We start from the raw sequence: 25,821 nt of genomic DNA, 5'->3' as shown, positions 1-25,821 counted from the left end.
TTGCACAAATTTGCTAAAAGCGATTTTTTTGGTGTCTTTATAACTATTTTAGGTGCGATACTTTGGGCTTTTAGTGGGGTTTGTGGGCAGTATATGTTTGAGCAAAAAGGCGTTAATGCTGACTGGCTGGTGTCATACCGACTGATACTAGCCGGTTTGGCACTTGTTATTTATGTGCTATTTAAGTCGCCAACGATAGTTTTGTTGCCACTTAAGAACAAAAAACTCCTGTCATATCTTATATGTTATGGCATATTTGGGCTTATGATGACGCAGTATACGTATTTTTGTGCCATTGAGCTATCAAACGCTGCGGTTGCGACTATTATTCAGTATTCTGCACCGACAATGATACTTTTTATAATCTGTTTTATTGAAAAAAGATTGCCTTTGGCAAAGGAAATTTTAGCACTCATTTTAACGATAGTTGGTATCTTGCTTCTAACAACGCACGGCGATATCGGCTCACTTGTTATTAGTAAAAAGGCTCTCGCATTTGCCGTCATTAGTGCGGTTGGAGTTTGTATTTATACTATTTTGCCAAGGCGTTTAAATCAGACCTATCCAATCGCTTTAAATTTGGGGCTAGGTATGCTACTTGGCGGAGCGATACTTGCTGTTTTCACTAGAGTTTGGCAATTTGATGGTGTTAATGATTTTAGCGGATATGCTGCACTTTTTGGTGTTGTTGTTCTTGGGACGATTTTTTCATTTGTATTTTATATGACCGGGGTTAAGCTTATAGGCGCGACAAAGGCTAGTTTAATAGCCTGTATCGAGCCAGTTAGTGCGATGATTTTTGCCTATTTTTTGCTCGGTGTAAAATTTGTTTTTTTGGATATAGTTGGTTCGTTTTTTATCATTTTATCGATATTTTTAGTTGCCAAAATTAAAGGAAATTCGTGATTTATTTAGCTCAAACCGACACAACGGCTGGTTTTTTAAGCAAAAATTTATTGGCTCTAAACACTTTAAAAAATCGCCCAGCTAGTCAACTCTGCCTTTTAACTACCGCAAAATTTAGCGAACTAACCAAACTAACCAGAGTGCCACCTAGACATAAGAATTTTGTTAGAAAGTCAAAAAAAACCACATTTTTATACCCTAATCAAAAAGCTACTCGTGTTGTAAAAGATTGTGCTCATGCTAAATTTTTAGCTGACTTTGACTGGCTTTACTCTACCAGTGCTAATTTACATAATATGAAATTTGATGAAAATTGGGCAAGAAAAGTTGCCGATGTGGTTGTTGATGATACTTTGTTTGAAGGACAGAGTTCTAAAATTTTTAAAATTTCAAGAGTCAAAATAAAAAAAATACGTTAATAATATATAATAAAAATTATCATTAGATAAAAATGTAGTATTTTTTATAAAAATATCTATATACCGATAAAATGATAAAGAATTTCAATATAAAATAATATCAAAATTTATATAAATTTGAAAAAACTAGCAGAAAATTTTAAACATAATTTTATTAAAATTGCTATAATATTACACGAAAATAAAAAGGATAATTTCTATCCTAATTAAAGGTAAAATTTTGAGAGTATATTTAGATAATAACGCCACAACTATGGTGGATTCTGAAGTTTTTGAGGCGATGAAACCATTTTTTTGTGAAAAATATGGCAATCCAAATTCGCTTCATCAGTTTGGCTCAGAAACTCACCCAGCTTTAAGAAAGGCTCTTGATGAGTTATATAAGGGCATAAACGCAAAAGATAGCGATGATATCGTTGTAACTTCGTGTGCAACAGAGAGTAATAACTGGGTTATAAAGGGAATTTATTTTGATAAAATCGCTACCGGCAAGAAAAAACGCGTTATAACAACGGCCGTTGAACACCCAGCTATACGAGCTACTTGCGAGTTTTTAAAAGGATATGGCGTTGAGCTTGTCGTGCTTGATGTAAATTCTCAAGGACTTATAACGCCAAACCAATTAAGAGAGGTTATGAGCGATGATGTCGCGCTCGTTTCTGTAATGCTTGCAAACAACGAAACTGGTATGATTTTTCCTATCAAGGAACTAGCAGCCATAGCACACGAATATGACGCACTTTTTCATACAGACGCCGTTCAGGCTATCGGCAAGATACCGGTAAATGTTCAAGATTTGGGTGTGGATTTTTTAAGTTTTTCAGCTCACAAATTTCACGGACCAAAGGGCGTGGGTGCTTTATACATAAAAGATAGCCAAAAGCTATCATCTTTGCTTCACGGCGGAGAGCATATGGGTGGCAGACGAAGTGGGACGCTTGATGTAGCGGGTATTGTTGGCATGGGTAAAGCTATTGAACTTGCTAACAAATTTATGAGCTTTGAGGGCTCTCACGTTAGACGTTTACGTGATAAACTTGAGGATGAACTGCTTAAAATTCCAGATGTAAGCGTTGTTGGTAATAGGGAAAATAGAGTGCCAAATACCATTTTAGCGTCAATTAAAGGCGTGGAGGGCGAGGCAATGCTTTGGGATTTAAATCGTGCTGGTATCGCTGCCTCAACGGGTTCTGCCTGTGCTAGTGAGGCACTTGAGAGCAATCCAATAATGGAAGCAATAGGAGCTGATAAGGAACTAGCCCACACGGCACTTAGGCTTTCACTATCTCGCTTTAACACCGAGGCAGAGATTGATTATGCGGTAGATGAGATTAAAAAAGCCGTAAAAAGGCTAAGGGCAATTTCAAGCACGTATGCCTCTTAATGTATGAAATTTAGAAAATAAAAGGATAAAAATATGGCAAAAAATGATTTGATTGGTGGTTCGATTTGGGATGAGTATTCACAAAAAGTTCAAGACAGGATGAACCACCCAAGATTTATGGGAGAGCTAACAGAAGATGACGCAAAAAAGGCAAATGCAAAGCTTATCGTGGCTGACTTTGGTGCAGAAAGCTGTGGCGACGCGGTTAGGCTTTACTGGCTTGTTGATGAGAAAACCGATAAGATAATTGACGCAAAATTTAAAAGTTTTGGTTGTGGAACGGCGATTGCCAGTTCAGATACGATGGCTGAGCTTTGTGTCGGAAAAAGTGTTGATGAGGCGGTAAAGATTACAAATTTAGACGTTGAAAAGGCTATGCGTGATGAGCCTGACACTCCAGCTGTGCCACCGCAAAAAATGCACTGCTCGGTTATGGCGTATGATGTTATAAAACAAGCCGCCGCAAACTACAAGGGTGTTTCGCCAGAGCATTTTGAGGATGAGATTATTGTATGTGAGTGTGCTAGGGTTAGCCTTGGCACGATTAAAGAGGTTATCCGTTTAAATGACCTAAAAACCGTTGAGGAGATCACTCAGTACACCAAAGCCGGAGCGTTTTGCAAGTCGTGTGTAAAACCTGGTGGACACGAGGATAGGGAGTATTATTTGGTTGATATCTTGCGTGATACAAGGGCTGAAATAGAGACTGAAAGACTTAAAAAACAAGCAAACGCAAAAGCACTTGGCGATGATATAGCTTTTGAGGAGCTTAGCGTTGTTGGTCAGCTAAAAGCGGTCGAAGCCGTTATAGACGCAGAAATTAGACCAATGCTAATGATGGACGGCGGGAATATGGAGATTATTGATATCCAAAAATCAAATGATAATATAGACATTTACATTAGGTATCTAGGGGCGTGTTCTGGCTGTGCTAGTGGTGCTGGTGGTACACTTTATGCGATTGAGAATGTATTGCAAGAGCAGTTAAGCAAAAAGATACGAGTAATGCCGTTGTGATTTTATCCCCAATAGTGGGGATAAAATTTAGTGACACTTAGTTGCAAATTTATATCCTAGCTTGGTTAGCTCATACACATCTTTATCCATAGTTTCGCCTTTTTGCGTCAAATAATCGCCAAGCACAATTGCACTTACGCCGTGGTCAAATATCTCATACTGTCTATCTTTTAGCACTTTTTGACGACCGCCAGCTATCATTATATGTGTATTTGGTAGAGTCTTTTTGGTATCATCAATGATCCTAAACGCCTCGCTGACGTCTAAAATTTTGCTACCAAGCCCAAGCCCATCGCAAGGCATATAAAAGTTTATAGGGCTAGAAAATGGTTCAAGTTTTTTAAGACTGTTTCTTAAGCTTATCCTATCATCTTCACTCTCGCCAAGTCCATAAATTCCGCCACAGCAAAGCTCCAGCCCGACACTTTTGGCGTTTAAATTTGTATCAAATCTCTCATCCCAAGTATGCGTGGTGCAAATTTTAGAAAAGAACTCACGTGACGTTTCTAGGTTGTGGTTGTAGCTAAAAACTCCAGCGTTTTTTAGCTCTTTTAGTTGTTCGCTAGTTGCCATACCGTTACAGGCGATTATCATTAGCTCAGGCACATTTTTGCTAACCGCGTGGGCGATTTTTGCGACTTTTTCCGTTTTATCATCATCTAGTCTCGCCCCACTTGTAACTAGGCAAAACCCAAGTGCCTTATTTGCCCTTGCTATCTTTGCCTCCTCTAGCACAGTCTCTACGTTTTTAATGTCGTGGCGTGTGATTTTGGCTTTTGAAATTTTTGACTGGGTGCAATACGCACAATCCTCGTCGCATATTCCGCAGCTTAACGAGCTTATTGCACAAAGCATTATGGTTTTAGGCGTCATTTACTTGCTCCTTGTGCTTACACTTAGGACATTCGTTAAATGTTCCTTTTTTAAGCTCTTTTTTTATCATCATCTCCCCGCACTCTGGGCATTTATGAAGCGTTGGTTCGTAGTTTGAGATAAAATCGCATTTTGGATAGTTTGTACAGCCGTAAAATTTGCCACGTCTCGAAAACCTCTCAACTATCTCGCCACCGCATTTTGGGCAAGGGACTTCAAGTTTTTTAAGCTCTTTTTTTGGCTTTTGATTTACGTCTGTCTGGTTTGTAAGATTGCGTGAGTATTTACATTTTGGAAAATTTAAACACGCGATAAATTTGCCAAATTTGCCACTTCTTTCAACCAATTCTCCGCCACAATCAGGGCATTTTTCGCCTATTGGAGTTGCTACTTTTAGGCTTTTTATACCTGTTTTGCCATCTGAAATTTTTTGCATAAACGGATGATAAAAGTCATTTAGAATTTTCTGCCAGTCGGCCTTGCTTTCGGCTATATCGTCTAGTTTTTGCTCAAGCTCAGAGGTAAAGTCGCTATCTACAATATCGTTAAAGTGCTTTTCTAGTACCTGCATCATTGAAAATGCAATGTCATTTGGTATAAGCTGTTTTTTCTCGATACGAACATATTCGCGTGAGGTTAGAAGCGAAATAGTCGGAGCATACGTGCTAGGACGCCCTATGCCTAGGCTTTCTAGCTTCTTTACCAGCCCGGCTTCTGAGTATCTAGCAGGCGGCTCTGTAAAATGCTCTGAGTCTTTTATGCTTTGCATTTTTAGCTCATCGCCAACGCTAAAATTTGGTAAAATTTTATCCTTATCAGCGTCGCCATAAACCTTATAAAAGCCATCAAATAGCACTTTTTTGCCACTTAGTTTAAACTCGCCGTTGTTGCTTTTTGCATAAACATTTTGCGTTTGGCTGATACTTTGGCTCATCTGTGAGGCCAAAAAGCGGTTGTATATCAGCGTGTAAAGCTTTAAAGCGTCTTTTTCTAAAAATTTAGCTGCTATCTCCGGAGTAAAATCTAAATTTGTAGGTCGTATCGCCTCGTGTGCCTCTTGTGCTCCCTTTGATTTTGTGGCATAGATATTTGGTTTTTGTGGCAAATACGCATCGCCATAGATATTTTTTATGCGCTCTCTTGCCGCACTAATCGCCTCTTTTGCGATATTTAAGCTATCTGTTCTCATATATGTTATGGCACCCATAAAACCAGAGTGGGTTTGCACACCTTCGTATAAATTTTGTGCTATCATCATAGTTTTTTTAGGGCTAAATCCAAGTGCATTACTAGCACTTTGCTGAAGTGTTGATGTCATAAATGGCGGATTTGGGCTTGTTTTTCTCTCTTTGCTCTCAATCTCACTTATGAAAAATTGCTCGTTTTTTAGAGTATCTACTATCAGTTTTGCCCTATCTGGGTTTTGTATGGTTAGTTTTTCTATCTTTTGACCATCAAAATTTATAAGCTCGGCCTCTAAATCTTTTTTGAAATTTGTATCAATGCTAAAGTAGCGAACAGGCTTAAATTCTTGTATCTCACGCTCTCTATCTACTATAATTTTAAGTGCTGCTGATTGCACACGACCAGCTGAAAGTCCTTTTTGTATTTTTAAATTTAAAAGCGGACTTAGCTTATATCCGACTATGCGATCTAGCAGACGACGTGCTTGTTGAGCATTTACGCTGTTCATATCTATGGTTCGTGGATTTTTTAGAGCGTTTTGTATGGCTGTTTTTGTAATCTCGTGAAACACGATACGAGGCAGACTGGTTGGCTCTTTGCCTATCGCGTTTGCAATGTGAAAGGCGATAGCCTCTCCCTCTCTATCTTCATCGGTTGCAAGATATATCTCATTTGCGTTTTTTGCTAACTCTTTTATCTGCTTTACTATGGCTGAGTGATCGCTACTGACGCGATATTCTGGTGTAAATTTCTCATCTTCTATCTTTATGCCAAAGCTTGTTTTTGGCAAATCCCTAATATGCCCTTTTGAAGCGATGACTTCGTAATCTTTATCTAGGAAATTTTTTATCGTTTTTGCTTTTGCTGGAGACTCCACGATGATTAAATTTTTCATTTTGGTTACCTTGAAATTTTTTGGCGTAATTGTATCAAAATTTTTAACATTAATGTAAGATAAATTTATTAATTTATAAAAATTTTATAAATCATAATGCTAATCATAAGCAAATAAAAGACTAAAAAACATCGTCTTAAAAGCACTTTATCGGTTTTGTGTGAAGTTTTTGTCCCGTAATAAACTCCTAGGATTGAGCTAACTCCAACGGCTATACCGCTAAAATAATCAATTTGCCCATTAAAAGCAAACGATATAAAGCCAGAGAGTGAGCTAAAAATAACAAAAAATAGTCCGATGCCAACTGCGTCTTTTAATTTATAGCCTAAAAATCCAACCAAAATAGGGGTTATAAATACCGCTCCACCAACGCCAACGCTAATGGCTAGCATTCCCACACAAGTGCCTATTAAAAATAGTAAAGCCTTTGTGCCTTTTTCTTTGCCATCTTTTTCTGATGGTGAAAAAAATAGTTTTAGTAGTGAAAATATAAAAATTCCAAGCAGTATACTTTTAAGCACGATGTCTGGGGTTATTTTGACAATATAACCGCTAAAACTTGCTCCAAAAAGTCCACCAAGTCCGATAAACAGGGCGTTACCCACTTTTAAAAGTCCAGCTTTGTAGTTAAAATATGAGCCAAAAGCTGAGCTAAAAAGCATTTGCATAATGCTAATACCAATCGCCATTTTAACGTCATATCCAACAGCTAGTAAGAGCGGGACTATGACGGTTCCACCACCAACACCAAAAAATCCTGCAATAAAACCAGCAGCCACACCAAAAACGCCCAAAAGTGGTAGAGTATCCATAGCCTTTCCTATGTTGTTAAGTTAAAGGCGAAATTGTAGCTTAAAATTTATTAAATATTTATTTTTAAGAGCTTTTTATCTATAATGACTCAGATTTTTAGATAGGATGATATATGCTTTTAAACCAACCGATTTTTTACTACAAATTGATAAGACAAAAGTTTTTAAACAGCTACCTTGCTGAGGATAATTCACAGGTTATAATAGGTATTGATTGTGATTACATCGACTCTAAAAAGCACGACCTTAACGATTTGATGGTGTATTTTAACACAAACTCGCGCACTGACGCTCCATTTGCTGGGCTTTTTGGCGTGTTTGGTTATGAGGGTGTGCAGTATTTTGAGCGTGTTGGCGAGGCAAATTTATCACAATATGACTTTACAAAATTTATATACGCAAATGCAAATGCATATCTGCACTTTGATAAGATGAGTAAAATTTACACATTTTATGGTGATAAAGAAAAATATTATAACTTTTTAGAGAATTTAAATGATGTCGCACCTAAAAAAGATGAGTTTTGGTATCAAATTTCAACCGATCTTGATGATGAAGAGGAGCACTTTAAACGTATTGTAACAAAAGCAAAAGAGTATATACGTAGCGGGGACATTTTTCAGGTTGTCTTATCAGAACAGCTTAAACTACGCACAAATATGGATAGCCTTAGCTTTTATGAAGCCTTATCAAAGCTTAATCCAAGCCCATATATGTTTCATTTTCCTACACCTTATGGCGATATCGCTGGTAGTTCGCCAGAGCTTGTTTTTGAGATGAAAAACTCGCAAATTTTTGTCGCTCCAATCGCTGGGACAAGACCTCGCGGTAAAGACGCAAACGAGGATTTTAACCTACAAAACGAGCTTTTAAGCGACCAAAAAGAACTTGCAGAGCATAAAATGCTAATTGATCTAGCAAGAAATGATATAGGACGTGTTGCAAAACCTAAAAGCGTAGCCGTTAAAAACGCTATGCACGTGCAGTTTTTTGAAAGCGTAATGCATATTGTAAGCGATGTTTATGGACAAAAAAGAGATGAGGCAAGTGTGTTTGATGTAATTGCTAGTATTTTCCCAGCAGGAACGCTAAGCGGAACACCAAAAATTCGTGCTATGCAGATAATATCAGAGCTTGAAAAATTTAAACGAAACGCCTATGGTGGTGGGATAGGATTTTTAAATTTCAACCAAAATGCTATGATGGCTATACTCATACGCTCCGCATTTTTCGTACCGAATGGCGATGAAAACGATGTTTTTATCCAGTCTGGTGCTGGCATAGTTTTTGACTCAAATCCAGAAAGCGAATACGCTGAAATTTGCCACAAAAGAGCGAGTGTTTTAAAGGTTTTTGAGAAAAATTGTAACAACAAAGGAAACAGATGATACTTTTAATAGACAACTACGACAGTTTCGTTTTTAACGTTAGGCAATACCTAGAAGAGCTAAGCGATGATGAGGTGGTTTGCGTTAGAAACGATGAGATAAACATTGATGAAATAAAGCGTTTAAACCCCGATTTTATCGTGCTTAGCCCGGGCCCAAAGCACCCAAAAGATAGCGGTGTTTGCCTTGAAATTTTAAAATCAGACATCGCCGTGCCGATTTTAGGCATTTGTCTAGGTCATCAGGCGATCGGGCTTGTTTTTGGTGGAGCGATAAAACAGCTTGATACGCCACTTCACGGCAAGACATCACGCATTAAAATAATAGACGCAAACCCCCTATTTAACGAGCTACCGAGCGAATTTGAAGTTATGCGTTACCACTCGCTTTACGTTGATGATTTAGGAGAAAATTTAGAGCCACTTGCTTACAGCAGCGACGGCGTTTTGATGGCATTACGTGTGAAAAATCGTAACATTTTTGGGATTCAGTTTCATCCCGAGAGTTATTTTAGTGAATATGGCAAAAAAATCATCGCAAATTTTTTAAATATAAAGAGTAAAAATGAGCAAAAAGAGCCTGAAATTTTGGACTTTAAAGAGTATCTGAGAAAACTTCAAGAAGATAGAGTACTTGACGATAGAGATTTTGAACAAATTTGCAAAATTATCGCCAGTAAAAATTACGAAATTACACAACTTGCCGCCTTGCTTGTGCTAATTAGCGAAAAGAGCCTTTACCCAAAAAGCCTTGCGGCACTTGCTAAAAACATACTTTACTACTCAAACACATTTCGTGATGAGAGCGATATGATAGATGTTTGTGGCACCGGTGGCGATGGATTTAAGAGCATAAATATCTCAACGGCAGTTGCGTTTATTGTCGCAAGTTTTGGCGTAAAAGTCGCTAAGCACGGCAACAAAGCCGTTTCAAGTAAGAGCGGTAGCTCAGATGTGCTTGGTAGTCTAAATCTAAATTTAAGTGGCGATGTAATGGCAAATCGTGAACTTTTAAAACATAAAAACCTAGCCTTTTTTCATGCTCCGCTTTTTCATCCGCTTGTTGGCGAAGTTCGCGAAGTAAGACAAAGGCTTGGAATTCGCACAGTTTTTAATGTGCTTGGGCCGCTTTTGCACCCAAATTTGGCACTAAAATATCAGCTTGTTGGCGTTTATCATCAACCAGTTTTAAACCTTTATGCACAGGTACTTAAAATTTTAGGTCGCAAACACGCCTTGGTCGTTCGTGGCAACGATGGTATGGATGAAATTTCAATTTGCGATGAAACGCGTGTGGTTGAGCTAAAAGATGGTGTGATAAGCGAATATTCTATAACGCCAGAGCAGTTTGGCTTTAAAAGGGCTTTGCACGATGAGATAAAGGGTGGCACTAGCGATGAAAATGCAAGGGATTTAGTGGCGATTTTGCGTGGTGAAGAAAAAGGTGCAAAACGCGATATAGTCGTGCTAAACGCTATGTTTGCGCTCTATACGGCAAATTTTGTAAAGTCGCCAAGTTTGGCAAAAGAGCTGATTTTAGAAGCGTTAGAGAGTGGCAAGGTTTATGAGTTTTTCAAGTCCTACACAGCTTAAAATTTGTGGCATAAAAACGCCAGATGAAGCGGCTAAAATTTTAGCCTTAAACGTTGATTTTATCGGTGTAATCTTTGCAAAAAGCAAACGACAAGTAGATATGATGACGGCTAGACAAATCGCAAATTTAGCTCATCAAAATGGCAAAAAATGCGTTGGCGTTTTTGCTAGTGGTAATCAAAGTTGTGACACAAAAATCACAGCTACCATTTCAAGTCAAAATCGCAACTCAAAGCCGTTACTTTCTTACGCATTTGGCTATGAGAGTGGCGAGTATGAAGTGCCTGAATTTAATAGCTTGTCGCAAGGACTGGCTTTGCCAGTTCGCGAAGTCCATAAGGGGACCCCACTTGTGGGGACTTTAGGTGGGCGGGGGGAGTGTAACTCCTTGTCGCAAGGACTGGCTTTGCCAGTTCGCGAAGTCCAAAACGACTGCGAGATAATGGAGATAGCCGAGTTTTGCGGACTTGATGTAGCACAAATTCACGGAGAAATTAGTGAGAATTTATATCTAAATTTAAAGGATTTAGGTTGTGAAATTTGGCAAGCTTTAAGCGTTGGCGAAGTGTTACCAAACGTAACAAAATTTGCTGATCTTGTGCTTTATGACTGCAAGGGCGAAAATTTAGGTGGCAACGGCAAGAGTTTTAACTGGAATTTGCTTAAAAATTTAAAGCCTTTTAGCTTTGGACTTGCTGGTGGCATAGGCGAAGAAAACGTGAGCGAAGCACTAAAATTTAACCCAAAAATCATTGATATAAACAGCAAAGTTGAAGATGAAAACCTGCAAAAAATACCCCAGAAGGTTGAGAGAATTTTACAAATTATAAAGGTTTATAATGTTTAAAAATTTTTGCAAATTAAACGTGCAAGGAAAATGTTTTCAAAATGAAACAATTTTGGAATTTTTTAAAGAAAATCATCATAGATTTTGCTTAATTTATGGCAAAAATGGAAGTGGCAAAAGCACCATTTCACAGGCATTTAATGCATTGAAAACTAATGATCCAAATTTCATAACAAGCAAAATTTTAGATAAAAGCAGCCAAGAAATAGAGCTTGCACAAGATCAAAAAGATCAAATTTTTGTCTTTAATGAAAAATATATTGATGAAAAAATCAAGATTAAAGATGATGGATTAGACGCAATAGTATTGTTTGGAGGTGCCGTAGAGATAGATACTAAGCTTAAAAAACTACAAAACATCTGTGATTTAAAGACAAATAGAAAAAACGAATACGAAAACAGGCTTAAAATATATAGCGAAATCCACAATACTGATAACCCACAAAAATATGAAAATAAAATAGTAGAAATTTTAAAAGCCGAATTTGCCGAAAGAGAAAGGGATATTTTAGGAAACAAAAATAAAATTTTACAAAATAAAACAATAGATTTTGCAAAAGATATTTTTAAAAATTATGCCACACAAGCAGACAAAGAGCAACTAAAAAGTGAATTTAATAACAAACTAAGTGAATATAAAAAAATAAGAAACGATATAACTTTTGATAGTAAAATAGAACAAATTAATATAAATGACATTAAAAGGCTTTTGTCATATCAAGTAAAACAAACATCGCTTAATGAAGAGCAAGAGCAAATAAAACAGGTTATACAAAATGAAGAAGTTACGCGAAACATTATGAGTAGCAATAGAGAGATTTGCCCATATTGTTTTTCAAAATTAACAAACGAATATAAACAAGAAATTTTATCTATTTTAGAAAACATCTTTAACAAAGATATACAAAATCATAAACAAGAGCTAGGAAATCAAAAAAATTTATTTAATAATTTTCAAATTCCAGAGCAAATGAATGAACTAGACAATAAACTATTTAGTGACACAAGGTTAAAACTAGAAGAGTTTAAAAAACAGCTAAACTCAAAAATAGATGAAAAAATTGAAAGGCCATTTGTGCCATTAGTCTTAGATGAAAATTTTGCAGATGAAATTAATCAAAAATTAGCGATTTTAGAGAAAAAGAGACAAGAATTTCAAGAGCAAAAAGCAAAGTCAAATGAGTTAAGATCCAAATTAGAGATATTAAATAAAAAAATAACCTTTTTGCAAATAGAGCAAGACTTTAAAGATTATCAAGAAAAGCTAAGAAATAAAAATGATTTAGAGAGCAAAAACGCTCACAACAACAAACGCTTAGAGTGCATAAAAAAACTTCAAGAGCAGTTAAACTCACAAAAAGCACAGATAAAAATAGCACAAGATCAGATTAATAAACATCTAAAATATATATTTTTTGATGAAAATAGATTGCAACTTGAAACAAAAGATGAACAATATGTTTTAAAATCAAAACAAAAAAGCGTAAAAACAAAAGATGTATCTACTGGTGAGCGAAACGCTATTGCACTTAGCTACTTTTTTACTGAAATTTTTTCTAATGAAAGCGAAAGTGAGCTTTATAAAAAGCCAAAATTTATAGTGATAGATGATCCAATTTCTAGTTTTGATTTTGAAAACAAAGTTGGCATTATGTCGTTTTTAAACTATCAGATAAAACAAATCATCAATGGTTGCAATACAAGTAAAATGGTAGTTTTAACACACGATTTAATGAGTGCATTTGATTTACAAAAAATTATTAGGGATTTGCCATTTTGTCAAAAGGAGCTAAAAGAACAAAATATGTTTGATTTTGATAAAAAATATTCAGAATACAAAATGCTTTTGCAAGAAATTTATAATTATGCCAACAACTCAACCGACAACACCAGTAATATAAGTATCGGCAATATTATGAGAAAGGTTTTAGAGGCATTTGGGACTTTTAATTATCAGTGTGGTATAGATAAAATCGTAACAGATGAATTAATTACATCAAATTTACAACCAGAAGAGAAAAAATATTTTGAAAATTTAATGTATCGTTTGGTGTTACACGGTGAAAGTCACGCAGAAAATAGGATAAAAGCTCTTGATTTTTTCTCACACATTAGCCAAGATGAAAAGATAAAAACTGCAAAGGATGTTTTATCGCTTTTATATTTATTACATAAAACGCATTTGCAAAAATATCTAGATGAGTCAGAAATAGAAAATATAAAAGAGTGGTCAAAGTCGTGCAAAAATTAAGAAAATTTCAAATAAAATAGTTAAATAAAAGGATACTAATGAACCCAAAATCATACTTCGGAAATTACGGCGGGCAGTTTGTGCCTGAAACTGCGATGTTTGCACTTGATGAGCTAGAAAATGCGTATGAAAAAATCGCAAAAACGAGCGAATTTAAAGCCGAGCTCGATGATTTGCTTAAAAATTATGTCGGTCGTCCAAGCCCACTTTATCACGCAAAACGTCTCTCAAAGCACTACGGACACGAGATTTACTTAAAGCGTGAAGACCTAAATCACACGGGTGCTCACAAGATAAACAACGCCCTAGCACAGGCACTTTTGGCAAAAAAAATGGGTAAAAAAAAGATTTTAGCCGAAACCGGTGCTGGTCAGCACGGCGTGGCGACTGCGACTGCGGCGGCACTTTTGGGCTTAGAGTGCGACGTTTATATGGGTGCGGTTGATATCGCTAGGCAGGAGCTAAACGCCTACCGAATGAAGCTTCTTGGCGCAAATTTGGTAAGCATAGATGAGGGCTTAAAAACGCTAAAAGAGGCAACAACAGCTGCCATTCAGGCGTGGGTAAATGAGATTGAGAGCGTATTTTACGTCATCGGCTCGGCAGTTGGCCCACACCCTTATCCGATGATCGTTAGGGATTTTCAAAACGTAATCGGACGTGAAACCAAGGCACAGCTAAACGAATATGGCGTCAAAGCCGACTACATCATCGCTTGTGTTGGTGGCGGTAGCAATGCGATTGGGATTTTTAATGAATTTTTAGCTGACACTAGCGTCCGTTTAGTAGGCATTGAAGCTGGTGGGCTTGGGGCGGACACGCCATATCACGCAGCTACGCTTACAAACGGCAGGGACGGCATTATCCACGGAATGAAAACGATCGTTTTGCAGGACAAATTTGGTATGATTGAAGAGGTTCATAGCATTTCAGCTGGGCTTGACTACCCGGGCGTTGGCCCACAGCACGCTCATTTACACACGAGTGGGCGCGTAAAATACGAAGCCATAACCGATGATGAGTGCATAAACGCCCTAAAACTTCTAAGCCGTTTAGAGGGCATAATCCCAGCCATTGAAAGCTCACACGCCCTAGCTTATCTTGAAAAACTCTGCCCAAATTTAAGTGAGAAAAAGACAATCATCGTAAATATTTCAGGCAGAGGCGATAAGGATATAAACACAATTATGAGCTATGAAAAAGGAAAAATTTATGGATAAAATCGCAAAAGCATTTGAAAATAAAAAGGCAAATATCGGCTATATCGTGGCTGGTTATCCAAGCGTTGATCATACAAAAGAGTTTTTAGCAAACTACGATGAAAGCTGCCTTGATCTGCTTGAACTTGGAATTCCTTACTCTGATCCTTTGGCTGATGGCAAACTAATTGCCGAGGCTAGTTTTAGCACGGCAGCAAAGGGCGTAAATACCGATACAATCTTTGAAATTTTAGATGATTGCAAGGGAAAATTCCACAAGCCAATCGTATTTTTAGTCTATTTTAATCTTATCTTTGCATACGGCGTTGAGAATTTTATCAAAAAAAGTGCAGAGTGTGGGGTTAGCGGATTTATAATTCCAGACTTACCTTTTGAAGAAAATGGCGAAGTTGCAAGGCTTTGCGAAAAATACAATCTAGCTCTCGTGCCACTAATTAGCGTGACATCAGCTTACAGGACTGATAAAATTTTAACTCGTGGTAGTGGCTTTATCTATGCTATCGGAGCTATTGGCGTAAGTGGCTCAAAGTCCGCTGGACACGAGCGTTTAGCTAAATTAGTCGGCGAGTTAAAGCAAAAAAGTGATCTGCCAGTTGCCGTTGGTTTTGGCATAAAAAACAAAGATGATGTTAAAGCCGTAAAATCATACGCAAACGGAGCGATAATAGGCACCCAGATTGTAAAATTAACAGCAAATTTTAGCGGTAATGAGTTAAATAAAAAGATAAGTGAGCTTTTTGGCTAAATTTAGAGTTGTTTTATAAACATAAAAGTATAATAAAAAATAAATCAAAACCCAAAGGGGAGAGTATGAAATCTGTTGTAGATAGTGCGGTAAAATTTCTTTGCACAAAAACGCTAGGCTTTGAAGTAGAAGACGCAAACACGCTAGGTAAGGGCTTTTATGGCTCAAGCATACCACTTTATAAAGACGGCGCGGAGTTTCATTTTTATCTATTTTTTAAAAAAGATACACTAAAACACTTTGCAAGGGCATTTTTTGGCTCAAAAGATTTGCAAGACGCCGATTTAGACGATCTTTGCAAAGAGATTGCAAATCAGATTGTTGGCAAGGCAAAGATTATTTTAAGCGAAACTGACGGCAGTAACTACAAACTTGGCACACCTGAATTTTTAGGCGAAGTGGCAAATTTTAACGTCAAACTTGATGAAAAACTAATCTATAAGATGAAAAACAGAACATTTCAAATAGGATTTAAAAAAGCATGAGTGAAGAAGAGGACGTAGTATTAGAGACGCTCTCTCCGCTTGGCCTGTTTAAAAGTTATGACGAGCTTATGGATATTAGCGTTGATTTTATCGCTGAGCTTGGCACGACAACCGTTAGCATAAAAGAGCTTATGAAATTTGAGCAGGGTTCGGTTATCGACCTTGAAAAACCAGCCGGCGAGAGCGTTGAGCTATACATAAATAACAGAATTTTTGGCAAGGGCGAAGTTATGGTTTATGAGAAAAACCTAGCGATTCGTATCAATGAAATTTTGGACTCAAAATCGGTAATTCAATACTTCAAAAAAGAGCTTTTATGAGAATTTTAATACTATTTTTTACATTTTTATTGCCAATTTTTGGTGCAAATTTACTAACTTATAATGTATACGAGAGAGTCGATAGAGTCGATATAATGCTTAGTTTTGACGCTCCTTATGAGGGCAATATTTTTCAAAAAAGAGAAAAAGACACGACCTCGCTTATATTAAATTCCCTAAGCTACGAAGAGAAAATTTCAAAAAACGTGAATTCTAAAATTTTTGATGAATTTTCGATTGAACCAAGGCAAAATTCTCTATCACTAAATTTAAAATCAAAAGAACCTATTGTCGTAAATGCTTCAAAAACAACCGATGGTTTTGGGCTTAGGATACGAGTGACCCCTAAAAATACACCACAGCAACTTCAAAATTTACCACAAGCAAGTGTGAGTTTGCAAACGGCACCAGAACAGAGTGAGCCAATCGTTGATACTAAGTATTTTATGGTGCTTGGTGTCCTTTTGGCGTTGCTTGTATTTTTGTTTTTGCTTAAAAAATTTATGATAGCTAAACAAAGCCCAAATATTAAAGCAAACAAAATCCAGCAAAAGTCGGCAAATTGGCTCTTTCCTAATCAAAATGCAGATGTAAATATCATATTTGAAAGACCACTTGATCAGACAAATAGGCTTGTTTTATTAAGTTATGAAAATAGAAAATATCTTGTGATTTTAGGCAGTTCAAACGTCCTTTTGGATCGTTTTGGTGAGGAAAATATCCAAAATGAGAGCGATTTTAGAGCCTTTTTTGAGGAGAATAAAAAGAAGCTAGGTGCGTTTTTGCAAGATAGACAGAACAATTTAAATAGTTACAAAGATAAGCTTGATATTGAACAGTAGTGAGATTTAACAAAATTTTTTCATATTAAGGCAAGATTTAGTTTAAATAGATATAATTTCGCAATTGATAAATTTTATTACAAGGAGAAAATTATGTTAGTAACAAAAAAAGCACCTGACTTTACAGCTGCAGCAGTTTTAGGAAACAATCAAATCGTAAATGATTTTAACCTTTATAAAAATATAGGCGAAAAGGGTGCAGTGGTGTTCTTTTATCCTATGGACTTTACATTTGTTTGTCCAAGCGAAATTATAGCGTTTGATAAAAGATATGATGAGTTTAAGGCTCGTGGTATTGAGGTTATAGCAGTGTCTTGCGATAATCAGTTCTCACACTTTGCGTGGAAAGAGACACCGGTAAATAAAGGTGGTATCGGTAAAGTTCGCTTCCCAATCGTAGCAGATATGACAAAATCTATCGCTCGTGGCTTTGATGTTCTTATCGAGGAGGCTGGTGTAGCACTTCGTGGATCATTCTTACTTGATAAAGACGGAACCGTTCGCCACGCAGTTATAAACGACCTACCACTTGGCAGAAACATCGATGAGATGATAAGAATGGTAGATACAATGCTGTTTACAAATGAGCACGGCGAAGTTTGCCCTGCTGGTTGGCATAAAGGCGACGCTGGTATGAAGCCAAACACAGAAGGCGTTGCTGACTATCTTTCTAAAAACGAAAGCAAACTATAATAAACAAATCCAAAGGGCGAGATAATCGCCCTTATCTTCAAATTTCCTTATATATTTAAAAGCAAATCTGTGTTATAATCTTAAAAAAATTCGGAGCTTATTATGGGTCTGGACGAGAAAATTTACGATTTAAAACAGCTGTTTTTAGCCAATGTTTTAAAATTCTGCACACAAAATCCAAAGATTACAAATAAAGACTATTTGGTTGAAATTTTTGATGAGATTTTTAACCATATCGTGACAAATAGTGCCAATTTAGAGAGCACAAAAACTAAAATTTCTAGCCTAGATGAGCAGACCTTTAGTGCTGTTTTAAATTTTACCCTTTTAAATTTGATTTTAAGCTATAATGATAAAGATGATTTATTAGGATTAGTAGGCAATGTCCGTACGTTTGTTAGCAGTTTAGAAAAGCAAGAGCCAGAAGAGAGTCTGGTATATGAGCATCCGATAAATAGCTTTAAGCGTATGCAAGATGACGGCACGGACATAGTTTTTTTAAATTTGTATGATGGCGTAAATATCTCTTATCAAGGGCATATCGTTGAGATTGACGATAGTAGCGTTGTTTTTAGCGTTGATATAATGCAAATTTTAGCAATGAAACAAGAAAAAAACGCCTACATTGTAAAAAATAGTCATCTTGCTAAGCACATTAAAGCTGAAATTTTAGAGATTAATATCGCTGATGAGTGCGTAAGGCTTGGAAATTTTACATACATTGATAAGATGAGTGCTAGTCTTAGAACCTCTCCACGCGTTCATCCCTCAAGCTTTACAAGGGTCAAACTTACTGGAAAAGAGCTTAGTTTAAATGGCAACATCTATGATATATCAAAAGGTGGCTTAAGTGTGCTTGGTTCACAGGATTTGAAATTTGATGAGAAGGAAATTTTAAACGCAAATTTTGATATATTTTTAGACTCATCTGAACCGACAAATATAAATTTAGAGCTAGAGCTAGTCGCACAGATAAACTATAACGGCTTTATGCGATATTGTATGCAACTAACGCCAAACAACGATACAAAAGTATTTGAAAATTTCATAGATAGGCGGGTTGATGAAACCCTTGAAGAGTTAAGAAAACAAGTAAATTTATACAGGTAAAATAATGAAAACAATACAGGAAAATTTAAAACTATTTTACGTTGGACTTAAGGATAGCGAGCCGTTTTTTTACAAAAACAAGGATCTAACTACCCACGCAGCTATCATCGGTATGACTGGTAGTGGAAAGACCGGACTTGGCATTACTTTGCTTGAAGAGGCGTGTATAGATAATATTCCAAGTATTATAATCGACCCAAAGGGCGATATGACAAACCTTGCTTTGGCTTTTAGCGATTTAAGCCCCGATGAGTTTTTGCCATTTATCGATGAAAATGAAGCTCAAAATAAGGGCTTAAGCCGTGAGCAAATGGCACAAAGCGAGAGTGAAAGCTGGAAAAAGGGCATTGAAAATAGCTTTCAAAGCTTAGAAAGAGTAAGAAATTTCAAAAATAGTGCAAATTTTACTATCTATACTCCAAAGAGCCAAGCTGGTGTCGGAGTGGCACTTTTAAGCGATTTTGCTTGTCCAAAAATCACTGATGATGAGAGCTTTGTGGCTTATATAAACTCGCTTTCGGCCTCGGTTTTGTCGCTTATTGGCATTAGTGATGAGGATATGAGCTCAAAAGAGCAGCTGCTTATTTGTGCGATATTTGATACAAAATTTAAAGAGGGTAGGGACGTTAGTATCGAAGAACTCATAGGCTTTATAGCTAATCCTCCGTTTGCAAAAATAGGCGTTTTTGACGTTGAAACATTTTATCCAAGTAGTGAGCGTATGAAACTTGCTATGAAGATAAATGCACTTCTTGCAAGTCCTAGCTTTAAGGGCTGGAGTGAGGGCGATAGGCTTGAAATTTCAAAAATGCTCTTTGATGAAAATGGCAAAGCAAAGTGCAATATTTTTACGATCTCTCATTTAAATGACGCCGAGAGGATGTTTTTTGTTACGCTTTTATTAAATGAGATAATAGCTTGGATGAGGACAACAGAGGGAACTAGCTCACTTCGTGCGATTCTTTATATGGATGAAATTTTTGGCTTTTTCCCGCCAAATGCAAATCCGCCGTCAAAAACACCTATGCTCACGCTTCTTAAACAGGCTCGTGCGTTTGGTTTAGGCTGTATCCTTAGCACCCAAAACCCTGTCGATCTTGATTATAAGGGACTTAGCAACATAGGCACTTGGTTTATAGGAAGGCTTCAAACGGCTCAGGATAAAGCCCGTGTCATAGACGGATTAACTGGAATTTCAGGCTCTGGTGCGGAAAAATCAGACATAGAAAATATCATATCAAATTTAGCCAAACGCCATTTTTTGGTAAAAAATATAAACGAAGATGGCTTAAATGTCATAAGCACACGCTGGGCGTTAAGCTATCTAAAAGGACCGCTCTCTCGTGAGCAAATTTCAAATTTAATGAGCGAAAGAAAAGCCAACTCAAACACCATTCACGATAAAGTGACAAACAAAACCAGCGTAAAGCCAATACTCTCAAACCAAATAGAGCAAATTTTTGCCATAAGCGAGTCAAATACGCTTAAACCATCTTTGTTTGCGAGTGCAAAGGTAAGATACTATGACGCTAAAAAAGGCGTTGATGTCGTTAAAAATGTTAGCTATATTTACGCTCTTGACGAGGCTCAAAATGGCATTGAGTGGGAACAAGCCAGTCAAAATGCACACGTTAGCATAGGCACTCAGCGTGATGGTGTTAGCTATGAAATTTTACCAAGCTTTATACAAAGTGCTAAGAATTTTAGCACTTTTGAACGCGACTTTAAAGATTTTGTATTTAGAAGTGAAAGACTTGAGCTATTTGAGGCAATGGGCTTAAACTCAGATCCAAATGAGAGCAAAGAGCAATTTTATATAAGACTATCAGACAGGTGCAATGAAATTTTAGAGGCTAAAACTGCTGAGTTAACCAAGAAATTTGAAGCCGAGAAGCTTAAGCTAGAGGATAAGCTGAACAAAGCTGCTGTAAAACTAGAAAAAGAGCAAAGGGAGATGAAGGCAAGTGGACTTGACGCTGTCATTAGTATCGGAGCTAGTTTGCTTGGTGCGTTTTTGGGTGGCTCAAGGGGCATTAGCAAGACTAGTGTTGGCAAGATAGCAACTGGTGTTAAAAGTGCAAACAAAGTTCTAAAAGATAGAGATGACGTAAAGCTTAGCGAACAGAGTGTAGATGAGCTAAATGCTAGGATTGACTTGCTTTTAGAGGACTTTAATCAAGAAGTATCAACGCTAAAGTCTGCCTATGATATTGAAAATTTAAAGCTAAATGTCATATCTTTAGCTCCTAAAAAAAGCGATATTTATGATGAAAAAATAGTGCTTTTATGGAGATAATTTATAAAATCATCAGCAAATTTTAACTATCATCTGCGTTTTTAAAGGTAGAAAATGAACGAAAATTTAATAGCTTATTTGGTTGCTTATGTTTTAGGTGGTATTCCGTTTGGTTTGATATTTGGTAAAATTTTTGCAGGTGTTAATATTACGGAGTCTGGTAGCAAAAGTATTGGTGCTACAAATGTCTTGCGAGTATTAAAAGAAAAAGATCCAAAACTTGCTAAAAAAATAGCCGTCTTAACCATCGTTTTTGACGTTTTAAAGGGACTTTTGCCACTTGTTATCGGTAAGACAATGGGGCTTAGTGAACACACCCTTTGGGCTATGGCGGTGCTTTCGGTGGTAGGACACTGCTTTTCGCCGTTTTTAAAATTTGAGGGTGGCAAAGGCGTGGCAACTGGTGCTGGAGTTCTTGGATTTTTTCTTCCTATTGAGCTTCTTATCGCACTTGTTGTTTGGTTTGTGGTTGCAAAAGTGCTTAAAATAAGCTCATTAGCCTCGCTTTTGGCACTCCTAGCACTTGTAATCTCTAGTTTTATCGTAAGCCCACAAGCCAATATACACTCACACGCACCAATCTTAATAATCGCATATATCGTGTTTTACAAGCATATTCCAAACATCAAGCGACTGTTTAGCGGAGAAGAAAAAAAGGTAATATGACAACTACGCTTATTAAGGATTATGAGTTTAGCACTATTATAGGTATGCTTGATTTTGAACGCACGACACCACAAAAGGTTCGTGTAAATGCGAGTTTTACGAGTAATGGCTTTATTGATTATGTGCAGGTTATAGATTTTATTGAAAATTTTTACAACGAGCAGAAATTTTTAAGCGTTGAGGAGTCTGTTGAAGAAACTTCAAAGGCTTTAAAGCAAAAATTTGCAAATTTGTGCACACTAAATTTTGAAATTTTAAAAACTGAGATTATAAAAAATGCTCTTGTTGGTGCGAAAATAGAGAGGATTTTTTAAAAATTTATTAAATTATCTTGAGAATTTGCTTAATTTTTGCTATAATCTCGCTTAAATTTTACACAAGGATAGAAAATGAGAATTCTGATAGTTGAAGACGAAGTAACGTTAAATAAAACTATTGCAGAGGGCTTACAAGAGTTTGGTTACCAAACTGACAGCTCTGAAAATTTTAAAGATGCTGAGTATTACATAGGCATTAGAAATTATGATTTAGTTCTAACTGATTGGATGTTGCCTGATGGCGACGGCGTTGATTTGATAAACGTTATAAAGCATAAATCTCCTAGAACATCTGTTGTTGTGGTATCTGCAAAAGACGATAAAGATAGCGAGATTAAGGCACTTAGAGCCGGTGCTGATGACTATATCAGAAAGCCATTTGATTTTGATGTTTTGGTTGCTCGTTTAGAGGCACGTCTACGCTTTGGTGGCACAAATATCATTAAGATAGATGACCTTATTATTAATCCAGATGAAGAAAAAATTACATATCTTGGCAAAGAGATAGAGCTAAAAGGTAAGCCGTTTGAGGTTTTAACTCATCTAGCTCGTCACTCAGATCAAATTGTAAGTAAAGAGCAGTTGCTTGACGCGATTTGGGAGGAGCCAGAGCTTGTTACTCCAAATGTTATAGAAGTAGCCATAAATCAAATTCGCCAAAAAATGGACAAGCCATTAAATATCTCTACTATTGAAACAGTTAGAAGACGTGGATATAGATTTTGCTTTCCCAAAAAAGCTTAAGAACTAGATTTGTCCTGCAACTAGCGTCCACTTCAGCGATGTTAGTTGCTATTATTTCGGTAATGCTTTATTATTACATAAGGATTACCATATTTGAAGTGGTCGTGCAGGGGCTTGGAAATGAAGCTAAAATTTACGCCGAGCAACCACATAAGTTTAATCCGCAAAACTCACAGAAATTTATAATCCAAATACCAAACAAACTACAAACTACAGCCGAAGTTATAAGCTCTAGTTTGCCAAATCAAAAGCCATATTATGTGTTTATTGACGGCAAAAATGAAAGCTTTGTTGAGCTTTATTATCCATTAGATATGACAACGCACCTAAAGTTGGTAAAAAATACAAAAACCCAAAGCGATATAATCGATCAAATTTTAATAGATATGCTAATCGTAAATGCAACAGCCATTGCCTTGGTGATATTTTACGCTCTATTTCTTTCAAGAATGCTTCTTGTGCCAATTAAAAATTTGTCGTTAAAGCTTGGCAAATTAAACGAACACTTCTTGCAAGAGATAGATACCAAAAAGCTTCCTACGGAATTTCAGGGTTTGGGTAACACCATAAACAAGCTAATTGGTCGTATTCATACTTTTGTTGAGTATCAAAAGGAGCTATTTATAGGCACGGCACACGAGCTTAAAACACCTTTGGCTGTTATGAAAACTAAAAATGAGGTTACCCTTTTAAAACCAAGGGAGCCAGAAAAATACGTAGAGGCGTTAAAATCAAACAACGAAGCTATCAATGGTATGAATAAGATGATAGGCTCTATTTTAGAGATTGGCAGACAAGAGGGTGCTCAGTTTGAAGAGCCTGTGGATATCGATATGATAGGGTTTTTAAAAAAACTTGGAGAGAATTTTAAAATTTTAGCTCATCAAGAGAGTAAAACGATAGAACTTGAGTTAAAGCCTGAAATTTTTAACCTAAAACTTCAGCCGACTCTGCTTACTCACGTTCTTCAAAATTTTGTCCAAAATGCTATAAAATTTTCTCCACCACAAGGGGTTATTAAAATCACATCAAGACTAGATGATAAGAATTTCATCATTGAAGTTTTAGATGAGGGCGACGGTATCGATGAGAGCAAGGATTTATTTGCTCCTTTTAAGCGATATGGCGATAAGGGTGGTAGTGGACTTGGGCTGTTTTTAGCAAAGGGTGCGGCACAGGCTCTTGGCGGCGATGTGAGCATTAAAAATAGAGCCGATACAAAGGGTGCAATCGCAACATTTATCCTACCAGCACGAAAAAGGAATAACTAATGGCAAAACGAACTGCAGTAATTGACCTTGGTTCAAATTCTATGCGTATGGCTATATTTGAACGCACTTCGCGTTGGGCGTTTTTTATACTTGGCGAATACAAGATGAAGGTTAGGCTAGGCGAGGGTGGTTACTCAAACGGCAGTATTATATCTGAAAGCTCAATGCAAAAGGCATTTAACGCATTTTATGAGTTCAAAAGTATCGCAAAAAGTTATAAGTGTAACAAAATTTTCTGTGTTGGCACTAGTGCACTTCGTGACGCACCAAATTCCAAAGAGCTTATCGCAAAAGTTTTTAAAGAGCTTGGTATAAATATCAAGGTTATAAACGGCACAGATGAAGCCACTTATGGTGCAATTGCCGCAAAGACATTACTAACACCAATCAAAAACGCCGTAACTATCGACATAGGTGGTGGCTCAACCGAACTAGCTCTTATAAAAGATGGAGCGATAGAAGATGCCGTTTCGCTTGATATTGGCACGGTTAGATTAAAGGAGCTTTTTGGCGATAAAGAGCAATCAAAATCGGCAAAATTTATCGAGCAGATAGTTGCAAATATCCCTAAAAATTTCAAATCTGAAAATTTAATAGCTATCGGTGGTAGCCTAAGAGCGATCTCAAGTGCGATAATGTCAAAAAATAGCTATCCGATAAACACCATACACGGCTTTTGCTACCAGCTTGAAGCAAATAAAAATTTCATCGAAAGCATTGCTAACTCGACGATAGACGAGCTTGAAAATTTTGCCATAAAGAAAGATAGGTTTGATACGATAAGAGAGGGTGCTAGTATATTTTTAGCCATTGCAAAGCAAATTGGTGCTAAGAGCATACACACAAGTGGCGTTGGGGTTAGAGAGGGTGTTTTCTTGAGTGATTTTTTACGCAAAAGCTCAAAAAATAGCCTAGCAAACAGCATAGCGAGTTTGCCAAAAGGGCTAAATATCAGCCTAAAAAGTCTGCAAGATAGATTTTGTCTAAGCAGTAACAAAAGTGTCACACGCTATGCAAAGGATATATATGAAACACTTTTACCGCTTCACAAATTAGATGGCAAATATAAGTCCGAGCTTTTAGACGCGTCTAGAATTTATAATATTGGCGTTGATATCGGTTTTTATTCTGATCATATAAGTTCGGCATTTATGGTGCTTAATGGACTAAATTTCGGCTTTACGCATGAGCAAAAAACCCTAATCGCAAACATAATTGCCACAAATGGCAAAAAAGTAGCCTATGAGTATGAAAAATATAAAAATTTACTACCAAAACAAGATATCATAAGGTGGCTCAGCTTTATTTTGGCACTTGCTAGATTACTAAATGTAAGCAAAGCCGAGGCAAAACTCGCATTTGAGCTAAAAAATCATACACTTTATATTAGCGGTGCTAAACAGCTAAATATGGCAAAAGAAGAGATAAAAAAGCTATCTAAACCAGACACATTTGCTATTAGCTTTATATAAATTCATAAACGCATTTTTTTTGATAATAGTTTTTATTTTGTATAAAGCTTTTGTCTGATAAACTTTCGTAA

At 36.7% G+C, this 25,821-nt stretch carries 24 protein-coding genes and 1 pseudogene; 22 read left to right on the top strand and 3 right to left on the bottom strand.

The features are described from left to right. The 4 genes from CMCT_RS07795 (at nt 1) to CMCT_RS07780 (ending at nt 3,726) form a co-directional block, all read left to right on the top strand. On the top strand, nt 1-906 hold the full coding sequence (locus CMCT_RS07795; protein ID WP_034968362.1) for a DMT family transporter: 906 nt from the start codon (nt 1-3) through the stop codon (nt 904-906). Beyond that, on the top strand, nt 903-1,325 hold the full coding sequence (locus tag CMCT_RS07790) for a hypothetical protein (protein WP_034968364.1): 423 nt from the start codon (nt 903-905) through the stop codon (nt 1,323-1,325). The genes CMCT_RS07795 and CMCT_RS07790 overlap by 4 nt, the downstream gene beginning before the upstream one ends. 220 nt (nt 1,326-1,545) lie before the next feature. After that, nucleotides 1,546-2,709, top strand: coding sequence for a NifS family cysteine desulfurase (locus CMCT_RS07785; protein ID WP_034968366.1), 1,164 nt, complete (start codon nt 1,546-1,548; stop codon nt 2,707-2,709). 33 nt (nt 2,710-2,742) lie between these two features. Continuing rightward, entirely contained in the window at nt 2,743-3,726 is a 984-nt protein-coding gene (locus CMCT_RS07780; protein WP_034968368.1) for an iron-sulfur cluster assembly scaffold protein NifU, read from the top strand. A 27-nt stretch (nt 3,727-3,753) separates the two neighbouring features. On the opposite strand, the gene CMCT_RS07775 is transcribed toward CMCT_RS07780, so the two are convergent. From CMCT_RS07775 to CMCT_RS07765, 3 genes are all read right to left on the bottom strand, one after another. Next, entirely contained in the window at nt 3,754-4,599 is an 846-nt protein-coding gene (locus CMCT_RS07775; protein ID WP_034968370.1) for a biotin synthase, read from the bottom strand. Beyond that, the gene (gene topA, locus CMCT_RS07770) at nt 4,589-6,679 is read right to left on the bottom strand and encodes a type I DNA topoisomerase (RefSeq protein ID WP_034968372.1); all 2,091 of its coding nucleotides are present in this window, start codon (nt 6,677-6,679) and stop codon (nt 4,589-4,591) included. The genes CMCT_RS07775 and topA overlap by 11 nt, the downstream gene beginning before the upstream one ends. 68 nt (nt 6,680-6,747) lie before the next feature. After that, the gene (locus tag CMCT_RS07765) at nt 6,748-7,491 is read right to left on the bottom strand and encodes a sulfite exporter TauE/SafE family protein (protein ID WP_034968374.1); all 744 of its coding nucleotides are present in this window, start codon (nt 7,489-7,491) and stop codon (nt 6,748-6,750) included. Nucleotides 7,492-7,604: 113 nt separating this feature from the next. Between CMCT_RS07765 and CMCT_RS07760 the strand changes: the two genes are divergently transcribed. The 18 genes and pseudogenes from CMCT_RS07760 (at nt 7,605) to CMCT_RS07675 (ending at nt 25,750) form a co-directional block, all read left to right on the top strand. Continuing rightward, the gene (locus CMCT_RS07760) at nt 7,605-8,879 is read left to right on the top strand and encodes an anthranilate synthase component I family protein (protein WP_034968376.1); all 1,275 of its coding nucleotides are present in this window, start codon (nt 7,605-7,607) and stop codon (nt 8,877-8,879) included. Further along, nucleotides 8,876-10,471: an anthranilate phosphoribosyltransferase gene (trpD, locus tag CMCT_RS07755; protein ID WP_176325096.1), complete on the top strand. Its 1,596-nt coding sequence runs from the start codon at nt 8,876-8,878 to the stop codon at nt 10,469-10,471. Before CMCT_RS07760 ends, trpD begins: the two co-directional genes overlap by 4 nt. Further along, nucleotides 10,443-10,643: pseudogene (locus CMCT_RS09250) on the top strand (hypothetical protein); the annotation flags it as partial. The gene trpD and the pseudogene CMCT_RS09250, both read left to right, overlap by 29 nt. Before the next feature lie 270 nt (nt 10,644-10,913). Then, entirely contained in the window at nt 10,914-11,318 is a 405-nt protein-coding gene (locus CMCT_RS07745) for a phosphoribosylanthranilate isomerase (RefSeq protein WP_082198645.1), read from the top strand. After that, nucleotides 11,311-13,569 carry an AAA family ATPase gene (locus tag CMCT_RS07740; RefSeq protein ID WP_034968379.1) on the top strand — a complete coding sequence of 753 codons (2,259 nt, stop codon included), beginning with the start codon at nt 11,311-11,313 and terminating at the stop codon, nt 13,567-13,569. Before CMCT_RS07745 ends, CMCT_RS07740 begins: the two co-directional genes overlap by 8 nt. 38 nt (nt 13,570-13,607) lie before the next feature. Continuing rightward, nucleotides 13,608-14,789, top strand: a complete 1,182-nt coding sequence (gene trpB / locus CMCT_RS07735; protein ID WP_034968382.1) for a tryptophan synthase subunit beta — start codon at nt 13,608-13,610, stop codon at nt 14,787-14,789. Continuing rightward, nucleotides 14,782-15,534 (top strand): tryptophan synthase subunit alpha, encoded by a 753-nt coding sequence (gene trpA / locus CMCT_RS07730; RefSeq protein WP_034968720.1) that lies wholly within the window; start codon nt 14,782-14,784, stop codon nt 15,532-15,534. Before trpB ends, trpA begins: the two co-directional genes overlap by 8 nt. Nucleotides 15,535-15,599: 65 nt before the next feature. Then, a complete protein-coding gene (locus CMCT_RS07725) occupies nt 15,600-16,019 on the top strand; it encodes a chemotaxis protein CheX (protein ID WP_034968385.1) in 420 nt (139 codons plus the stop codon). Continuing rightward, a complete protein-coding gene (gene fliN / locus CMCT_RS07720) occupies nt 16,016-16,339 on the top strand; it encodes a flagellar motor switch protein FliN (RefSeq protein ID WP_034968388.1) in 324 nt (107 codons plus the stop codon). Before CMCT_RS07725 ends, fliN begins: the two co-directional genes overlap by 4 nt. Next, the gene (locus CMCT_RS07715; protein WP_034968391.1) at nt 16,336-17,181 is read left to right on the top strand and encodes a hypothetical protein; all 846 of its coding nucleotides are present in this window, start codon (nt 16,336-16,338) and stop codon (nt 17,179-17,181) included. The genes fliN and CMCT_RS07715 overlap by 4 nt, the downstream gene beginning before the upstream one ends. Before the next feature lie 93 nt (nt 17,182-17,274). Then, nucleotides 17,275-17,874 (top strand): peroxiredoxin, encoded by a 600-nt coding sequence (locus CMCT_RS07710; protein ID WP_034968394.1) that lies wholly within the window; start codon nt 17,275-17,277, stop codon nt 17,872-17,874. 102 nt (nt 17,875-17,976) lie between these two features. After that, complete coding sequence (locus CMCT_RS07705) at nt 17,977-18,984, top strand: hypothetical protein (protein WP_051654865.1); 1,008 nt, start codon at nt 17,977-17,979, stop codon at nt 18,982-18,984. Between the two features lie 4 nt (nt 18,985-18,988). Further along, entirely contained in the window at nt 18,989-21,280 is a 2,292-nt protein-coding gene (locus tag CMCT_RS07700; RefSeq protein WP_176325094.1) for an ATP-binding protein, read from the top strand. A gap of 54 nt (nt 21,281-21,334) precedes the next feature. Further along, the gene (plsY, locus tag CMCT_RS07695; RefSeq protein ID WP_034968398.1) at nt 21,335-21,946 is read left to right on the top strand and encodes a glycerol-3-phosphate 1-O-acyltransferase PlsY; all 612 of its coding nucleotides are present in this window, start codon (nt 21,335-21,337) and stop codon (nt 21,944-21,946) included. Further along, on the top strand, nt 21,943-22,260 hold the full coding sequence (locus CMCT_RS07690; protein ID WP_034968401.1) for a dihydroneopterin aldolase: 318 nt from the start codon (nt 21,943-21,945) through the stop codon (nt 22,258-22,260). Before plsY ends, CMCT_RS07690 begins: the two co-directional genes overlap by 4 nt. 75 nt (nt 22,261-22,335) lie before the next feature. Beyond that, nucleotides 22,336-23,007: a homeostatic response regulator transcription factor HsrA gene (hsrA, locus tag CMCT_RS07685; protein ID WP_034968403.1), complete on the top strand. Its 672-nt coding sequence runs from the start codon at nt 22,336-22,338 to the stop codon at nt 23,005-23,007. Between the two features lie 38 nt (nt 23,008-23,045). Continuing rightward, nucleotides 23,046-24,278, top strand: coding sequence for a sensor histidine kinase (locus CMCT_RS07680; protein WP_051654866.1), 1,233 nt, complete (start codon nt 23,046-23,048; stop codon nt 24,276-24,278). Beyond that, nucleotides 24,278-25,750 carry a Ppx/GppA phosphatase family protein gene (locus CMCT_RS07675; protein WP_034968406.1) on the top strand — a complete coding sequence of 491 codons (1,473 nt, stop codon included), beginning with the start codon at nt 24,278-24,280 and terminating at the stop codon, nt 25,748-25,750. The genes CMCT_RS07680 and CMCT_RS07675 overlap by 1 nt, the downstream gene beginning before the upstream one ends. The last annotated feature ends 71 nt before the right edge of the window (nt 25,751-25,821 follow it).

The organism is Campylobacter mucosalis, assembly GCF_013372205.1.
GTDB lineage: Bacteria > Campylobacterota > Campylobacteria > Campylobacterales > Campylobacteraceae > Campylobacter_A > Campylobacter_A mucosalis.
The sequence above is the reverse complement of the archived record's forward strand: the minus strand, read 5'-3'. Positions and strand labels throughout refer to the sequence as shown.

Excerpts from the sequence above, each read along its gene's own strand:
- trpD (WP_176325096.1), top strand. The coding sequence starts at position 8,876 with ATGATACTTTTAATAGACAACTACGACAGTTTCGTTTTTAACGTTAGG.
- CMCT_RS07775 (WP_034968370.1), bottom strand. The coding sequence starts at position 4,599 with ATGACGCCTAAAACCATAATGCTTTGTGCAATAAGCTCGTTAAGCTGC.
- hsrA (WP_034968403.1), top strand. The coding sequence starts at position 22,336 with ATGAGAATTCTGATAGTTGAAGACGAAGTAACGTTAAATAAAACTATT.
- CMCT_RS07690 (WP_034968401.1), top strand. The coding sequence starts at position 21,943 with ATGACAACTACGCTTATTAAGGATTATGAGTTTAGCACTATTATAGGT.
- CMCT_RS07675 (WP_034968406.1), top strand. The coding sequence starts at position 24,278 with ATGGCAAAACGAACTGCAGTAATTGACCTTGGTTCAAATTCTATGCGT.
- CMCT_RS07760 (WP_034968376.1), top strand. The coding sequence starts at position 7,605 with ATGCTTTTAAACCAACCGATTTTTTACTACAAATTGATAAGACAAAAG.
- CMCT_RS07705 (WP_051654865.1), top strand. The coding sequence starts at position 17,977 with ATGGGTCTGGACGAGAAAATTTACGATTTAAAACAGCTGTTTTTAGCC.
- CMCT_RS07680 (WP_051654866.1), top strand. The coding sequence starts at position 23,046 with ATGTTAGTTGCTATTATTTCGGTAATGCTTTATTATTACATAAGGATT.
- CMCT_RS07780 (WP_034968368.1), top strand. The coding sequence starts at position 2,743 with ATGGCAAAAAATGATTTGATTGGTGGTTCGATTTGGGATGAGTATTCA.
- CMCT_RS07745 (WP_082198645.1), top strand. The coding sequence starts at position 10,914 with ATGGAGATAGCCGAGTTTTGCGGACTTGATGTAGCACAAATTCACGGA.
- trpB (WP_034968382.1), top strand. The coding sequence starts at position 13,608 with ATGAACCCAAAATCATACTTCGGAAATTACGGCGGGCAGTTTGTGCCT.
- plsY (WP_034968398.1), top strand. The coding sequence starts at position 21,335 with ATGAACGAAAATTTAATAGCTTATTTGGTTGCTTATGTTTTAGGTGGT.
- fliN (WP_034968388.1), top strand. The coding sequence starts at position 16,016 with ATGAGTGAAGAAGAGGACGTAGTATTAGAGACGCTCTCTCCGCTTGGC.
- CMCT_RS07765 (WP_034968374.1), bottom strand. The coding sequence starts at position 7,491 with ATGGATACTCTACCACTTTTGGGCGTTTTTGGTGTGGCTGCTGGTTTT.
- CMCT_RS07710 (WP_034968394.1), top strand. The coding sequence starts at position 17,275 with ATGTTAGTAACAAAAAAAGCACCTGACTTTACAGCTGCAGCAGTTTTA.
- topA (WP_034968372.1), bottom strand. The coding sequence starts at position 6,679 with ATGAAAAATTTAATCATCGTGGAGTCTCCAGCAAAAGCAAAAACGATA.
- CMCT_RS07700 (WP_176325094.1), top strand. The coding sequence starts at position 18,989 with ATGAAAACAATACAGGAAAATTTAAAACTATTTTACGTTGGACTTAAG.
- trpA (WP_034968720.1), top strand. The coding sequence starts at position 14,782 with ATGGATAAAATCGCAAAAGCATTTGAAAATAAAAAGGCAAATATCGGC.
- CMCT_RS07715 (WP_034968391.1), top strand. The coding sequence starts at position 16,336 with ATGAGAATTTTAATACTATTTTTTACATTTTTATTGCCAATTTTTGGT.
- CMCT_RS07725 (WP_034968385.1), top strand. The coding sequence starts at position 15,600 with ATGAAATCTGTTGTAGATAGTGCGGTAAAATTTCTTTGCACAAAAACG.
- CMCT_RS07740 (WP_034968379.1), top strand. The coding sequence starts at position 11,311 with ATGTTTAAAAATTTTTGCAAATTAAACGTGCAAGGAAAATGTTTTCAA.